This window comes from Streptomyces sioyaensis, assembly GCF_004122735.1.
GTDB classification, from domain to species: domain Bacteria; phylum Actinomycetota; class Actinomycetes; order Streptomycetales; family Streptomycetaceae; genus Streptomyces; species Streptomyces sioyaensis.
Genome location: NZ_SDIF01000145.1, coordinates 1 through 14373, shown reverse-complemented (window position 1 = coordinate 14373; position 14373 = coordinate 1). Strand labels below are relative to the sequence as shown.

The window sequence follows — 14373 nt, the reverse complement described above, 5'->3', positions numbered from 1 at the left end:
GTGCTCGGGGGCGCCGGGGTGGGGCGGTGCGCCGTCCGCCTCGGCGGCGGTCCGGGGTGCGGCTGCGGGCGACGTGTCGTGCGGCGCGTGCGGCGAGGTGCCGGTCACTGGTCCTCCTGCTGCGGGCGACGTGCCGGGCGGTGGGGGATCAGCTCAGCGAATCATGAGCGGCCGCACGGCGCAGCAGGATGGGGAGGATTCGACCGGGCCGTGAGCTGAGCCGTCCTCCCTGCCCCCGGGGTCCTCTCAGCCCTCTTCCGACAACACCGCCCACGCGGCCGCCGGATCGTCCGCGGCCGGCCCCGCGGGCACCCACTGCCCGCCTTCCCTGCGAAACGGCCACCAGCGGCCGTCCCGCCCGTAGCGGATCTGGGCCGTACCGCCGTCCTCCGTCCACCGGTTGCCGGACGGCCGGGCCGCGCCGTCCTCCACGGCGGACGCCAGCCGGCCGGCTGCCCGGGCCAGCACCTCCGGCTCCGGCGTCCACTCCTCCTCCAGGGCCGCGAGCCCGGCCGTACCTCCCAGCTCCCAGGCCCGTACGGCCGCCGCCAGACCCGCCGCGTCCCGCCCCGACCAGGCCGCCAGCCGCGCCGAGCGGGCCGCCCCGGGACCGGCCGCCGCCAGCCGCACGGCATCCTGGGCGGGCGTCAGCGCGGGCGGGATCGGACTCTCCGGATGCCAGGGGGAGAGGGCATCCGCCAGCATTCCCTGGGCACGCGCCGCCGCGTCCCCGATCAGGAACTCCAGCGCGGCCACGTCCACACCGGGCGCGGGCGGGGTACCGCCGCCGAGCACCGGCGGGGGACCCGGCGCGGCGACCGGCGGCGGTGCCACGAGCGGCGGCAGGATGTCACCCGCCGCATACGCCTCGGCCGCCGGCACCCCCGCGTCCGGCCGTTCCGCCTCCGCGCCGGCCGGTATCGCGGCCCGCCCGGCACCGCGCGCCTGCACCGCGTCGAGCAGCTCCCGCTCGCCCCGGCCGCGCAACAGCAGCAGGACGAACGGGTCCTGGTCCAGCAGCCGCGCCAGCTGGTAGCAGAGCGCGGCCGTATGCGCGCAGTGGTCCCAGGCGCCGCAGCTGCACTCGGGCTCCAGATCGCCGATGCCCGGCAGGAGTTCGACCCCGGCGGCACTCGCGTCCTCGACCAGGACCGGCGGCAGGTCCTGGTCCAGCAGCGCCGCGAGATGCCCGGCCCGGTCCGCGACCAGGTCCGCAAGGCGCTCCCAGTGCACCCCGCTCAGCTGCTGCACCAGCACGTCGGAGCGGTGCCGCGTGTGGTCGCGGTCCTGGACGACCGCGGTGATCCGGCCGGGCCGCACCGACACCGCGCCGACCGTGCCCGCCCGCGCATAGCGCCGGCCCAGCGCGAGCTGCGCCCCGTCCAGCGCGGTGTCCTCCAGCGCCTTGAGCCACGCCTGCCCCCACCAGCTCCTGGCGAAGGCGCGCCCCCGCACCACCGGCAGTGCGCCGAACGTCCGCTCGGCGGCGCCGGTTTCCCCCTCGTACCGCGGCATCGGTCCCGCGTCCCCGTGCATGGTCATCGTTCGTCCCTCCGCAGTGCGACCAGGTCCGCCAGCTCGGCGTCGGTGAGTTCGGTCAGTGCGGCCTCGCCGGACCCCAGCACCGCGTCGGCCAACTGCTGCTTACGGCAGAGCATGTCGGCGATCCGGTCCTCGATCGTGCCCTCCGTGACGATCCGGTGGACCTGCACCGGCCGGGTCTGCCCGATGCGGTACGCGCGATCGGTGGCCTGCGCCTCGACGGCCGGGTTCCACCAGCGGTCGAAGTGCACGACGTGCGAGGCCCTGGTGAGGTTCAGGCCGGTGCCCGCCGCCTTCAGCGAGAGCAGGAACACCGGCGCCGCACCCTCCTGGAAGCGGCGCACCATCTCCTCCCGGCGGGCCACCGGCGTCCCGCCGTGCAGGAACTGCGTGGCCACCCCGCGCCCCGCCAGATGGGCCGCCAGCAGCCGCGCCATCCGCACATACTGCGTGAACACCAGGACGCCGGCGCCCTCGGCCAGGATGGCGTCCAGCAGTTCGTCCAGCAGCTCGACCTTCCCCGACCGCCCCCGGATCCGCACCGCCCCCGCCACCTGGCCGTCCTCCCCGGGACCGGCCTCCTTCAGGTACTGCGCGGGGTGGTTGCAGATCTGCTTGAGCGAGGTGAGCAGCTTGACCACCAGGCCGCGCCGGGCGAACCCGTCCGTCCCGGCGATCTCGTCGAGCCCCTCGCGCACCACGGCCTCGTACAACCCCGCCTGTTCCGTGGTCAGCGCCACCGCATGGTCGGTCTCCGTCTTGGACGGCAGCTCCGGTGCGATCCCCGGATCGGACTTGCGCCGGCGCAACAAGAACGGCCGCACCAGCCGCGCGAGCCGCTCGGCCGCCTCGGGGGACGCCGCGGCGCCGCCCTCGACCACCCGCGCATGGCGGGTACGGAACCGGCCCAGCGGGCCCAGCAGTCCGGGCGTCGTCCAGTCCAGGATCGCCCACAGCTCGGACAGGTTGTTCTCCACCGGTGTACCGGTCAGCGCCACCCGCGCCCGGGACGGAATGGTCCGCAGCGCCTTGGCGGTCGCGGAGGAAGGGTTCTTGATGTGCTGCGCCTCGTCGGCGACGACCAGCCCCCAGTCCACGGCCGCCAGCTTCCCGGCGTCGAGCCGCATCGTCCCGTACGTGGTCAGCACGATCTCGCCGTCCGCCGGCCCGGCCAGGCTGCGCCGCCCGGCGTGGAAGCGGCGCACGGGAGTGCCCGGCGCGAACTTCTCGATCTCCCGCTGCCAGTTGCCCATCAGGGAGGTGGGGCAGACGACGAGCGTGGGACCGGCGGTGCCGGGGTCGCTCTGGCGGTGCAGATGAAGGGAGATGAGCGTGATCGTCTTCCCCAGTCCCATGTCGTCGGCGAGACAGGCGCCCAGCCCCAGCGAGGTCATCCGGTGCAGCCAGCCCAGCCCGCGCACCTGGTAGTCGCGCAGCGTGGCGCGGAGCGCCGCCGGCTGCCGGACGGGCTCGGCGTCACCGCCCTCCTGGACGCTGAGCAGGTCGCGCAGCCGGGCGAGCGGGCCGGCCGCCGTCACCTCCACCCGGTCGCCGTTGCTGTCCTCGGCGCTGCCGGTGAGCGCGGCGCCGAGCGCGTCGAGCGGGGCGATCTCCCGGTCCCGGCGGTCCCGGGCGGCCCGTACCGCCTCCGGGTCGACCAGCACCCACCGGCCGTGCAGCCGCACCAGCGGCCGCCCCGCCTCGGCGAGCCGTTCCAGTTCGGCGCGCTCCACCTCCCGGCCGCCCACCGCGAACCGCCAGCTGAAGGACAGCAGGGCACGCGCGGACAGCAGTGCGGGCAGCCCCGCCGGCCCCGCCGCACCGGCACCGTCCTGCGCGTCGGCCGAGCCGACCACGGCCCGGCTGGTCAGCGTGCCCACCAGGTCCTCGGGCCAGTGCACCTGCACGCCGGCAGCGGCCAGCGCCCGGCCGGCCGGCCCGAGCAGTTCGGCGACCTCCTCGTCGGCGAGGTCCAGCGCATCGGGCACCGCCGCGGACAACAACGGGGTGAGCGGCGCCCAGGCCTGTGCCGCGCGGCGCAACGTCAGCAGGGTGTCCCGCCGCGCGCGCGGCCCGAAGGCCTGCCCGGCCGGTGTGGCGCCCGCCCACACCTCGGCGGCGTCCGCGCGCAGCGCCGGGTCGGTGCGGCTGTGCAGCTGGAGGACGGCGGTGAAGGAGAAGGGGGACCCCGTCCCGCTCCGCGCGTCATGTACCGCCACCCGCAGGGAGATCCGTACCCCCGCGTCCTGCCCCGCGGCGACGTCCGCGGCCCATGCGCGCTGTTCGGGCAGGTGCTGCGGGGCGGACCCGGCGAAGGCCGGCGCTCCGGTGAGCAGTGCGGCGGCGGGGGAGCGGGGCAGCCCGTCCGCCACCGCGTCGAGGAACGCCCGTAGCTGACGCTCGGGATCCGGCAGCGCCACCGGGTCGGTTCCGGGGAGCGGGACGGCGTGGGCGGACGGCGGCATCGCGGCCGCGAGGTCGCGCAGCCGGGCGAGGTCCGCCGGGTCGAGCGGTCCCAGCCGCCAGGCGTCGTACCCGGCGGGGCTCAGCCCGGGCAGGAGCCGCCCGCGCGCCGCGAGCTGGAGTGCCAGCAGGGACGCGGTGCCCCAGAAGGCGGCGGCCGGATGGGTGGCCCGGGTCGCTCGCGCGCGGGTGAGCACCGGCACGGCGTCGGCGACCGGCAGGACCTGGGCCGGGACCTCGCACAGCGCCACCCCGCCGTCCGCGTCCGGCAGGGCCACGGTCAGCAGTTCCTCCGCCGGTCCGTCCCCTCCGTCTTCCCGGTCCGCGGGGGCTTCCTCCTCCGGGAGGCCGCCGTCGTGACGCCAGAAGGCGACCCGCCCTTCCCGCGGTGGATCCGACGGGAGGAAGACCGCGGCGCAGCGGACGAGCACACGGAGCTGAGTGGGCGTGACCGCCGGGGGAGATGCCACGGGATGCGACTCCTCAAATTTGACTACTGGCCCCTGAAGCGCCCGAGAGTACCCGACCGCACGCCGTCGTATGGAACCTGCGGCGCGCGATCGGCGTTCAATGGAGTACACAGAGCGCGGCAGGCGCCGCGGAAGGGGCGTGAAGGATGTCCACACAGGCGAAGGTCGCGGTCGGCGGGGTCGCGGTGGGAGTGATCCTGCTGTGGCTGCTGCCCTTCTGGGCGGCCCTCTTGGTCATGGTCGGGGTCCCGGCCGTCGCGTATCTGACGCTCGACTCCTCCCAGCGGCGCCGGCTGCGCCGCGTCGGCCGCAAGCAGATCGGCCGCTGAACGAGCGGCCCCGCGTGAGCGGCCCCACGCCCTCGCGGCAGTTGGGCCGCCCCGGCAGCCGGTGACGGGCCCGTACGGCGAGCGGCAGGGGCCCTACGGCCAGCGGGAGGGCTGGTACGCGACAGCCGGTGGGCGGGGCCCGGAGGCGGTCTGACGGGGCGGTCGCCCTCACCGACCCGTGGCCCGGGCCCTGGGCCGGGAGGTGCCGGACCGGCTCAGACCGGCCGTACCGCCAGCTCGTCCAGCGACGAGAGCAGACCGGGCAGTTCGGGCCCCCGGCCCACCGGGTGCACCTCTCCCGGCTCCTCGTCCAGCAGCACGAACGCAATGTCATCGGTGCGGGCGACCATGCTCCAGCCGGGCCCGTCGACCCGCAGGGTGCGCGCCTCACCGGCCGCGAACGACGACCGCACCCGCCCGGGCGGCGGCGGATCGGTCACATAGGCGCGCGCCTCGTCCAGCACCCGCCGCACCCCTGGGTGCGCCTCGTCGCCCGGCTCGGCGAAGCCCTCGTCGCCGTCCACCTGCTCGCGCCACGCCGCCCACTGCATGGCGATCTCGTCCGCGCCGAGCCGCCGTTGCGCAGGTCCCCACGCCTCGGCGTCCGGTGGGGCCAGCGGCGCCGGGTCGCCCTCCTGCGGTGGTGGATCGTGCGGGGCCGGCACTTCCGGCGCCGCGACGGCGAGGGCGAGCGGCCATCCGGGAAGCGCTCCGACGATGCTGCTCTCCCCGGGCGAGAGGTCGTACTCCATCCCGCAGTCCCAGGCCGCGATCGCACAGGCCACCAGCGACACATCCTCCGTCGCCACCGTCCAGCGGGCGCCGTCACCGTCCTGGCCGAGGACCAGCCCGTAGCCCTCCGCGTACGGTTCGAGGCCGAGACCCGCACACACCTCGGGGTAATCGTCGCCGAGCACGCTCGGGAACTGCGCGGGCGTCAGCAGCACCGCCGTCAGCACGAACAACTGGTCGTTGTCGGCGCTCTCGGTCGTGGGCACGCGGGGCCTCCCCCATCCAATCCGTCGCGGAGTACGTCGGCGCACCCTAATTGGCCCGGCAGGGCCTTGTCACCAGCCGTACGCTGCGCAGATGTGTTTTTGCCGGCGCGGTGTGCGGCTCGCGCGGGCGGACCGCCGGGCCGCGGGTGAGGCGGCGCCGGCCTCGCGGCAGCCCTGGTGGCCGCCCCGTGGCGGCGCGGTGCCCCCGCGCGAAGGGGCGCCGCCCGGTGGTGCGACGCGCCCCGACGACGCGCCGCCCGGGCCCGCCCGGTACGACGGAATCCGGCCACCGTACGGCCCGATCCGGCGCCCGCCACACCCCCTCAACTCCCCTCCACCGCACTAAAATCGGCCCGTCGGCAACCGAAAGGACGGATATCAGGTGCGGCGCTACGACTGGTTGCGGGAGATCCGGCGGCTCGACCCGGAGCGCGATTGCCTGCGGATCTACCGCATCATCGCGACCCACGAATTCCCCTGGGACGTGACCCGCGCCCTGGAGCTGGCGCTCTACCGCACCTACGCCGTGCCGAGCATCGGGCGGCTGCTGGCCGAGACGGCGGAGCTGACGGACCGTACGCAAAAGCGCTATGACGACACCGCCCTCCTCTTGGACGCCGTCGTCGAGCACGGCTTCGACGGTGCGGACGGCCGGACGGCGATCCGCCGCATCAACCAGATGCACCGCGGCTACGACATCAGCAACGAGGACATGCGCTACGTCTTGTGCACCTTCGTCGTGGTGCCCAAGCGTTGGCTCGACGAGTACGGCTGGCGGCGGCTGACCGCACACGAACAGCAGGCCGTCGCCGCCTACTACCGCACCCTCGGCCGGCATATGGGCATCACCGACATCCCGCGGACCTACGAGGAGTTCGAGCGCTGCCTCGACGCCTACGAGGCGGCGCACTTCGGCTGGGACGAGGGCGCCCGGCGGGTGTCGGATGCCACGCTGGATCTGATGGCGGGCTGGTACGGCCCGCTCGCCCCGGTGGTGCGCGGCGCCAGCATGGCCCTCCTGGACGACACGCTCCTGGAGGCGTTCCGATACGAACGGCCGGCCCCGGCGGTGCGCAAGACGGTCCGCACGGCGCTGAAGCTGCGCGCCCGGGCCGTGCGGCTGCTGCCGCCCCGCCGCACCCCGCACTACGCCCGCCAGAACCCCGAGATCAAGGGCTATCCGAACGGCTTCCGGGTGGCCGAACTCGGCACCTTTCCCGCCGCCCGCCGCACCGGCGGCTGCCCGGTCCCGCACGGGGAGGACCCGGCGGCAACCTGACGCGCCCTCGGCGCCTTTGCTCCCGGGCCCGGGCTCATCCCTGCCGGACGGCCAGCGCCAGATAGCGGGCGTCCTCGTCCTCGTACCGGATGAGCTCCCAGCCGGCGGTGGCGAGCAGGGGCCGCAGATTCGGCTCCGCCCGCAGATCGTCGGGGGTGATCGGGCGGCCCTTGCGGGCGGCGAGGGCGGCCCGCCCGATGGGGTGGAAGAGCGCCAGTCGGCCGCCGGGGCGGACCACCCTGGCGAGTTCGCTGAGGCCGCCCGCCGAGTCCGGCAGATGGGACAGCAGACCGGAGGCGAAGACCGCGTCCAGCGCGGCGTCCGGCAGCGGCAGCCGGGTCACGTCCGCGACCACCAGCTCCGCGTCACGGTCCCGCCCGGCCCGCACGGCGGCCTGCAGCATCTCGGGCGTCAGATCCGCGCCCAGCACCGTCCCGTGCGGGCCCACGGCCGCCCGCAGCGCGGACAGCGCGCGCCCCGTACCGCAGCCGGCGTCCAGGACCTGCTCGCCCTCTTCGAGGCCCAATTCGGCGACTCCGGCGGCGAAGGCGGGGCCGTCGCCGGGGAACTTGGTGTCCCAGCCGGCCGCGCGGGCGGCGAAGAACGCCCGGACCTCGTGCGGCCGGTCGGCGTGATGGTCGGTCATCGGGCTCCTCCAGGGGCGGGACGGTCGGCGGGGGCGGCAGTACAGGCGTACCGGGTGCCCGCGACGGTCAGGACCTCCAGGAGGACCGCCGCCCACGGATCGACGCCCCGGCCATCGGCGACACCTGTCGAAGCCGCCGCGGTGGGTGTACCGTGCCGCTCCTGCGATTGCTGCTGAGCCATGCACGCATGATCCCGCACCCGCCGGCGCCGCGGCGGACGAACGCCGGGTGCGGCCGGCAGGTTGTGGCCCCCGGGCCCTTTGGCGGTGTGCCGCGGTGGCCGGCTACCACGAAAGTCAGGGCCGTTGTGCTTCTTGATCGGAAGACGTGGTGGCTTTGGTGAATCCGCGGACATCTCGGTCAGCGGGCGGTACGGTCCTCGCCATGGATTTCGGACGGCGCTCTGCCGCCGAAGGCTCCCCTCGCCGAGCCGTGGATCCGTATACCCCGTGACGCGCAGGACCCTTGCACCTGGAGGAGACGGCCGATGAACGGCGCACAGGGGGCCCCGGAGGGCGCAGCCCCGGGCCCCGACCCCGAGTTGACCCTGAAAGTCTTAGTCGCGGGCGGCTTCGGCGCCGGCAAGACGACCCTGGTGGGCTCGGTCAGCGAAATCCACCCGCTGCGCACGGAGGAACGGCTCACCGAGGCGGGCGAGACCGTGGACGACACCGGGGGAGTGGACCTCAAGGACAGCACCACGGTGGCGATGGACTTCGGCCGCATCACCATCCGGCAGGGCCTGTCCCTCTACCTCTTCGGCACCCCGGGACAGGACCGCTTCTGCTTCCTGTGGGACGACCTGTCGGAGGGCGCCCTGGGCGCCGTGGTGCTGGCCGACACCCGGCGGCTGGAGGACTGCTTTCCGGCGGTCGACTACTTCGAGCGCCGCTCGATCCCGTTCCTGGTGGCCGTCAACTGCTTTGCCCAGTCGCATTCCTACGGCGCCGACGAGGTCTCCCGCGCCCTGGACCTGGACCGTGGCACCCCGGTCGTGCTCTGCGACGCACGGGATCGCGACTCCGGCAAGGAAGTGCTGGTCCGGCTCGTCGAGCACGCGGGGCGGTGGCGCTCCGACCGGGTCCTGGACCCGGTGGGGTGACCGGCGCCGGGGGCGGGCAGGGCGCGGACGCCGGACGGCCCGCGCCACCCGCACCCTCAGTCGGCCAGTGCCGCCACCGCGACGACCTTGTCGATCCTGACCCGCACCACCAGTTCGCCGGGCACGCCGTTGCGAGCGCCGTACTCCTCCGCACGGTCCTCGCCCATGTAACGGGCCGCGATCCGTGTCGCCCAGTGGCGCAGGTCCGCCGGCTCGCTGCTGGTCTCCGCGGTCCCGTGGACGACCGCGAAGGAAAACGGCGGCCTGTCGTCGTCGACGCAGAGCGCGACCCGGCCGTCACGAGCCAGGTTGCGGCCCTTGACCGTGTCCTCACCGGTGTTGAACACCAACTCGTCACCGTCCATGAGGAACCACACCGGCGCGACGTGCGGGCTGCCGTCGGCCCGTACGGTCGCCAGCTTGCCGGTACGGGTCCCTTCGGAAAGGAACCTCTGCCACTCGTCCTTCGTCATCTTGTGTGCCATGCGGACATCCTCATCCATGGGGCGCGGACACGCGCCGCGTGGCACGCCGGCTGTGGGCCGCTTGCCGAGACGGCAGAGGTGGGACAGGCTGGCTGGGCAGTCCGCGGACGGACCGGGGCTGCCGTCCGGCCGGAAGTGCGGTGAGGACACGGGGAGGAAGCGGCAATGGCATTGAGCAGCGGACTCGACTGGCTGCTGGACGACCTGACCAAGCGGGTGGAGAAGGTACGGCACGCGTTGGTGCTCTCCAACGACGGGCTGGTGACCGGGGCGAGCGAACAACTTCAGCGGGAGGACGCCGAGCATCTCGCGGCGGTCGCCTCGGGACTGCACAGCCTGGCGAAGGGCTCGGGGCTCCACTTCGGCATCGGCCGGGTGCGCCAGACGATGGTGGAGTTCGACGACGGGGTGCTGTTCGTGACGGCGGCGGGCGACGGCAGCGCCCTGTGCGTGCTGGCGGGCGCCGATGCCGACATGGGCCAGATCGCCTACGAAATGACGCTGCTGGTCAATCGCGTCGGGGAGCATCTGGGGGTCGCGGTCCGCCAGCCGGAGAGTTATCCACAGATCTGAGGCGGGGGTTGACCCACTGTCATCGCCTGCGGCTATGGTCGTCACTGTCAGTGATTGACCGAGGTGCGGGGGAAGCGCCATGACAGTGATGTGCGACGGGCAGCAGACGCTCACGACGGGGCGAGCGGCCCGTGAACTGGAGCTGAGGACCGGCGAGTTCGAGCTTGCCATCCAGCTCGGAGAAGTAGGGACGGTCCCGGCCGGGCGCGATGACCGGCCGGGAGGGGCCGGCTCGCTCGGCCGGCGCCGGGTCCCGGCGGAGGAGATCGCCCGACTACAGGCCGAGCCGGGCTTTCCGGAAGCCCTCCGCGACCGGATCCGCGCGGTCAGCACGACCGAGGCCGCCGCGCTGATGGGCATCGGGCCCGGCCGGGTGATGCGCCTGACCCGGGCCGGCTGCTTCGGCCCCGTCCGGTTCTACGTGAATCGCTACGGCGCGGTGGTCTGGCTCTATCTCGCGTCCGAGGTCACCGGCTTCGCCGAGCGTGAACCCGCACTCCTGCGGGGCAACACACCGGCGGCGATGCGGGTGATGCTCGACAGCGGACAGGACTGGCGGGCCCGCCAGTGGCGCAGTCGGCGGGTCGCCCAGCTCATGGGGCAGACCGATGACCCCTGGGAATCGGCTGCGGTGATCGCTGCGGTGCTGCCGCCGGAGGAGCTGGCCTCGGTGGCCGAGGATCCGCTGGAGCGGTCCCTGCTCCGCCGGCTCCGGCCCACTCTGGCGTCCGTGATCACGGTGACCCCGGCCGCCCGGGAATCCTTTGAACGGGTGGTGACGGCGGAGGAGTTCGACGAGGTGTTGTGGTACCGCGTCAACCTCTCCCGGGGCCTGGAGCGGGCGCGCCGGGAAGACCCGGGACGGCTGCGGACCCCGGCCGCCACGGCATCCGCCACCCGCCCGGGTCAGCCGCCGAGCTTTCTGAACAGCCCCTCCTGGACGACCGAGACCAGCATCCTGCCCTCCCGGTCGTAGATCCGTCCGCGGGCCAGACCACGGCCGCCGGTGGCGATCGGCGACTCCTGGTCGTAGAGGAACCACTCGTCCGCGCGGAACGGCCGGTGGAACCACATCGCATGGTCGAGCGAGGCCATGTCGAACCCGCGCGGCCCCCAGAGCGGCTCGATCGGGATGCGGACCGCGTCCAGCAGCGTCATATCGCTGGCGTAGGTCAGCGCGCAGGTGTGTACGAGCGGATCGTCGCCCAGCGGCCCTACCGCACGCATCCACACCGCGCTGCGCGGCTCGGCGCCCTGGATCTCGTCCGGGGTCCACCGCAGCCGGTCGACGTACCGGATCTCGAACGGCATCCGGCGTGCCATCCGCTCCAGGGACTCGGGCAGTTCGCGCAGGTGCTCGCGGACCTCTTCCGCAACCGTGGGCAGCTCTTCCGGGTCGGGCACCGCCCGGCGCAGCGGCAACTGGTGATCGAAGCCGGGCTCCGGCTTGTGAAAGGAGGCGGTCAGATTGAAGATCGTGCGTCCCTGCTGGACGGCGACGACCCGGCGGGTGGTGAAGGACCGCCCGTCCCGCACCCGCTCGACCTGGTACACGATCGGCAACCCGGGCCGGCCCGGCCGCAGAAAGTACGCGTGGAGCGAGTGGACCGGGCGGTCACCTTCCGTGGTCCGCCCGGCAGCCACCAGCGCCTGTCCCGCGACCTGCCCGCCGAAGACCCGCTGCAGCGATTCCTGCGGGCTGCGGCCCCGGAAGATGTTCACCTCGATCTGTTCGAGATCCAGCAGATCGACCAGCTTGTCGGCGGGATTGCTCATGACCGGAGGCCCTCCGTCGCATCCTTCGGCGGCCTCGGTCGAAGCCGTCGCCTCACAACTGACCCACATCCGTGACCCGCACCACCGCGCGTCCTTCCTCGTCGGAGGCGGCCAGATCGACCTCCGCCGAGATACCCCAGTCGTGATCGCCGTTCGGGTCGGCGAAAGTCTGCCGTACCTTCCACAGCCCGTGCTCGGCATCCTCCTGGATCTGCAGGAGCTTAGGGCCACGGGCATCCGGACCGGTGCCCAGCTCGTCGTACTCATCCCAGTAGGCGTCCATCGCCTCGCCCCAGGCATCCGCGTCCCAGCCGGAATCGGCATCCATCTCGCCGAGCTCCTCGACCTTGTCCAGCGCCGCCAGCTCCACCCGCCGGAACAGCGCATTGCGCACCAGCACCCGGAACGCCCGCGCGTTGGAGGTGACCGGCCGGACCTGATCGGCCCGCTCCGCGGCCTGGTCCGCCGTCTCCTCCTCGGGGTTGGCGAGCTGTTCCCACTCGTCCAGCAGACTGGAGTCGACCTGCCGCACCATCTCGCCCAGCCAGGCGATGATGTCCTCGAAATCCTCCGACTTCAGGTCGTCCGGCACGGTGTGGTCCAGCGCCTTGAAGGCACTCGCCAGGTAGCGCAGGACGATTCCCTCGGTGCGCGCCAGCTCGTAGAAGGACGTGAACTCCGTGAAGGTCATGGCGCGTTCGTACATATCGCGGATGACCGACTTCGGCGACAGCGGATGGTCGCCGACCCACGGGTGGCTCTTGCGGTAGAGCCCGTAGGCGTGGAAGAGCAGCTCCTCCAGCGGCTTGGGGTACTCCACGTCCATGAGCCGTTCCATGCGCTCTTCGTACTCGACGCCGTCGGCCTTCATCTGGGCGACCGCCTCGCCGCGGGCCTTGTTCTGCTGCGCGGCCAGGATCTGCCGCGGATCGTCCAGCGTGGACTCCACGACCGAGACCATGTCCAGCGCGTAGGACGGCGACTCGGGGTCGAGCAGGTCGAACGCGGCGAGCGCGAAGGTCGACAGCGGCTGGTTGAGCGCGAAGTCCTGCTGAAGATCCACGGTCAGCCGGACGATCCGGCCCTCCGCGTCCGGCGTCGTCAGCCGCTCCACGATCCCGCCGTCCAGCAGCGAGCGGTAGATGGCGATGGCCCGCCGGATGTGCCGGAGCTGGTTCTTGCGCGGCTCGTGGTTGTCCTCAAGGAGCTTGCGCATCGCGTCGAACGCATTGCCCGGACGCGCGATCACGGACAGCAGCATCGCGTGCGTCACCCGGAAACGCGAGGTCAGCGGCTCCGGGTCGGACGCGATCAGCTTCTCGAAGGTGTTCTCACCCCAGTTGACGAAGCCCTCCGGCGCCTTCTTGCGCACCACCTTCCGGCGCTTCTTGGGGTCGTCGCCCGCCTTGGCCAGCGCCTTCTCGTTCTCCACGACATGCTCGGGGGCCTGCGCGACCACGAAGCCCGCGGTGTCGAAACCGGCCCGCCCGGCACGGCCCGCGATCTGATGGAACTCCCGCGCCCGCAGCGTCCGCACGCGCGACCCGTCGTACTTCGTCAGCGCGGTGAACAGCACCGTACGGATGGGGACATTGACGCCCACGCCGAGGGTGTCCGTACCGCAGATGACCTTCAACAGGCCCGCCTGCGCGAGCTTTTCGACGAGCCGGCGGTACTTCGGCAGCATCCCCGCGTGGTGCACGCCGATGCCGTGGCGGACGTACCGCGACAGGTTCCGGCCGAACTTCGTGGTGAACCGGAAGTTCCCGATGAGCTGCGCGATTTCGTCCTTCTCGGCACGCGTACACATATTGATGCTCATCAGGGCCTGGGCCCGCTCCACGGCGGCGGCCTGAGTGAAGTGCACGATGTAGACGGGGGACTGGCGGGTCTCCAGCAGCTCGGTGAGCGTCTCGGTCATTGCCGTCGTGCGGTACTCGTACGACAGCGGCACCGGTCGCGTCGCCGAGCGCACCAGGGACGTCGGCTTCCCCGTGCGCCGGGTCAGATCCGCTTCGAAGCGCGACATGTCGCCGAGCGTCGCCGACATCAGAACGAACTGCGCCTGCGGCAGTTCGAGCAGCGGAATCTGCCAGGCCCAGCCGCGGTCCGGCTCGGCATAGAAATGGAACTCGTCCATCACGACCTGGCCGATGTCCGCGTCCTTGCCGTCCCGCAGCGCTATCGAGGCGAGGACCTCGGCGGTGCAGCAGATGACCGGTGCGTCGGCGTTGACCGAGGCATCGCCGGTGAGCATGCCGACGTTCTCGGTACCGAACAGCTTGCACAGGTCGAAGAACTTCTCCGAGACCAGTGCCTTGATGGGCGCGGTGTAGAAGGTGACCTGATCGTTGGCGAGGGCGGTGAAGTGCGCACCGGCCGCCACCAGGCTCTTACCGGAGCCGGTGGGGGTGGACAGGATGACGTTCGCCCCCGAGACCACCTCGATCAGCGCCTCCTCCTGGGCAGGGTAGAGCGAGATGCCCTGCTGCTCGGCCCAGCCCGAAAAGGCTTCGAAGAGGGCATCGGGGTCGGCGTCGTTCGGCAGATGATCGATGAGGGTCACGCCCCCATACTGCCTGTCTTCGGGCCGGATCAGGGAACCGGCGGCTCACAGGGAGATCAACCGAAGGCCGTCGCCCCCGGAACCCGGCTGGTCCACCGCCCCCGGACCCACCCGACTCCGGCCCCGCCACCGCCCCGATACGC

General features: G+C 72.8%; 13 protein-coding genes. 5 read left to right on the top strand and 8 right to left on the bottom strand.

Annotated elements, in window-relative coordinates; all coding sequences use genetic code 11:
- Window positions 1–246: 246 nt before the first annotated feature.
- Together EST54_RS30175 and EST54_RS30170 are read right to left on the bottom strand one after the other, a co-directional pair.
- A complete protein-coding gene (locus tag EST54_RS30175) occupies window positions 247–1542 on the bottom strand; it encodes an SWIM zinc finger family protein (protein ID WP_129250883.1) in 1296 nt (431 codons plus the stop codon).
- Window positions 1539–4475 carry a DEAD/DEAH box helicase gene (locus EST54_RS30170; RefSeq protein WP_129250882.1) on the bottom strand — a complete coding sequence of 979 codons (2937 nt, stop codon included), beginning with the start codon at window positions 4473–4475 and terminating at the stop codon, window positions 1539–1541. The genes EST54_RS30175 and EST54_RS30170 overlap by 4 nt, the downstream gene beginning before the upstream one ends.
- A gap of 146 nt (window positions 4476–4621) precedes the next feature.
- Between EST54_RS30170 and EST54_RS30165 the strand changes: the two genes are divergently transcribed.
- A complete protein-coding gene (locus tag EST54_RS30165) occupies window positions 4622–4804 on the top strand; it encodes a hypothetical protein (protein ID WP_129250881.1) in 183 nt (60 codons plus the stop codon).
- A 215-nt stretch (window positions 4805–5019) separates the two neighbouring features.
- On the opposite strand, the gene EST54_RS30160 is transcribed toward EST54_RS30165, so the two are convergent.
- Window positions 5020–5802, bottom strand: coding sequence for a hypothetical protein (locus EST54_RS30160; RefSeq protein ID WP_129250880.1), 783 nt, complete (start codon window positions 5800–5802; stop codon window positions 5020–5022).
- A gap of 382 nt (window positions 5803–6184) precedes the next feature.
- Between EST54_RS30160 and EST54_RS30155 the strand changes: the two genes are divergently transcribed.
- Window positions 6185–7081, top strand: a complete 897-nt coding sequence (locus EST54_RS30155; protein ID WP_129250879.1) for an oxygenase MpaB family protein — start codon at window positions 6185–6187, stop codon at window positions 7079–7081.
- A 34-nt stretch (window positions 7082–7115) separates the two neighbouring features.
- On the opposite strand, the gene EST54_RS30150 is transcribed toward EST54_RS30155, so the two are convergent.
- Together EST54_RS30150 and EST54_RS30145 are read right to left on the bottom strand one after the other, a co-directional pair.
- Window positions 7116–7727 (bottom strand): class I SAM-dependent methyltransferase, encoded by a 612-nt coding sequence (locus EST54_RS30150; protein WP_129250878.1) that lies wholly within the window; start codon window positions 7725–7727, stop codon window positions 7116–7118.
- Entirely contained in the window at window positions 7724–7909 is a 186-nt protein-coding gene (locus EST54_RS30145; protein ID WP_129250877.1) for a hypothetical protein, read from the bottom strand. Before EST54_RS30145 ends, EST54_RS30150 begins: the two co-directional genes overlap by 4 nt.
- A gap of 306 nt (window positions 7910–8215) precedes the next feature.
- Between EST54_RS30145 and EST54_RS30140 the strand changes: the two genes are divergently transcribed.
- Complete coding sequence (locus EST54_RS30140; RefSeq protein WP_129250876.1) at window positions 8216–8830, top strand: GTP-binding protein; 615 nt, start codon at window positions 8216–8218, stop codon at window positions 8828–8830.
- Between the two features lie 56 nt (window positions 8831–8886).
- Here the strand turns inward: EST54_RS30140 and EST54_RS30135 are convergent, their stop codons facing one another.
- Window positions 8887–9315, bottom strand: coding sequence for a PPOX class F420-dependent oxidoreductase (locus EST54_RS30135; protein ID WP_129250875.1), 429 nt, complete (start codon window positions 9313–9315; stop codon window positions 8887–8889).
- A 165-nt stretch (window positions 9316–9480) separates the two neighbouring features.
- Between EST54_RS30135 and EST54_RS30130 the strand changes: the two genes are divergently transcribed.
- Window positions 9481–9888, top strand: a complete 408-nt coding sequence (locus EST54_RS30130) for a roadblock/LC7 domain-containing protein (RefSeq protein WP_129250874.1) — start codon at window positions 9481–9483, stop codon at window positions 9886–9888.
- A 79-nt stretch (window positions 9889–9967) separates the two neighbouring features.
- Complete coding sequence (locus EST54_RS30125) at window positions 9968–10864, top strand: DUF6397 family protein (RefSeq protein WP_372448144.1); 897 nt, start codon at window positions 9968–9970, stop codon at window positions 10862–10864.
- On the opposite strand, the gene EST54_RS30120 is transcribed toward EST54_RS30125, so the two are convergent.
- Window positions 10795–11664 (bottom strand): acyl-CoA thioesterase, encoded by an 870-nt coding sequence (locus EST54_RS30120; RefSeq protein WP_129250873.1) that lies wholly within the window; start codon window positions 11662–11664, stop codon window positions 10795–10797. The two genes, EST54_RS30125 and EST54_RS30120, sit on opposite strands and share 70 nt — an antisense overlap.
- Before the next feature lie 52 nt (window positions 11665–11716).
- Window positions 11717–14230 (bottom strand): DEAD/DEAH box helicase, encoded by a 2514-nt coding sequence (locus tag EST54_RS30115; RefSeq protein ID WP_129250872.1) that lies wholly within the window; start codon window positions 14228–14230, stop codon window positions 11717–11719.
- Window positions 14231–14373 lie beyond the last annotated feature (143 nt).

Excerpts from the sequence above, each read along its gene's own strand:
- EST54_RS30175 (WP_129250883.1), bottom strand. The coding sequence starts at position 1,542 with ATGACCATGCACGGGGACGCGGGACCGATGCCGCGGTACGAGGGGGAA.
- EST54_RS30165 (WP_129250881.1), top strand. The coding sequence starts at position 4,622 with ATGTCCACACAGGCGAAGGTCGCGGTCGGCGGGGTCGCGGTGGGAGTG.
- EST54_RS30150 (WP_129250878.1), bottom strand. The coding sequence starts at position 7,727 with ATGACCGACCATCACGCCGACCGGCCGCACGAGGTCCGGGCGTTCTTC.
- EST54_RS30145 (WP_129250877.1), bottom strand. The coding sequence starts at position 7,909 with ATGGCTCAGCAGCAATCGCAGGAGCGGCACGGTACACCCACCGCGGCG.
- EST54_RS30140 (WP_129250876.1), top strand. The coding sequence starts at position 8,216 with ATGAACGGCGCACAGGGGGCCCCGGAGGGCGCAGCCCCGGGCCCCGAC.
- EST54_RS30135 (WP_129250875.1), bottom strand. The coding sequence starts at position 9,315 with ATGGCACACAAGATGACGAAGGACGAGTGGCAGAGGTTCCTTTCCGAA.
- EST54_RS30130 (WP_129250874.1), top strand. The coding sequence starts at position 9,481 with ATGGCATTGAGCAGCGGACTCGACTGGCTGCTGGACGACCTGACCAAG.
- EST54_RS30125 (WP_372448144.1), top strand. The coding sequence starts at position 9,968 with ATGACAGTGATGTGCGACGGGCAGCAGACGCTCACGACGGGGCGAGCG.
- EST54_RS30120 (WP_129250873.1), bottom strand. The coding sequence starts at position 11,664 with ATGAGCAATCCCGCCGACAAGCTGGTCGATCTGCTGGATCTCGAACAG.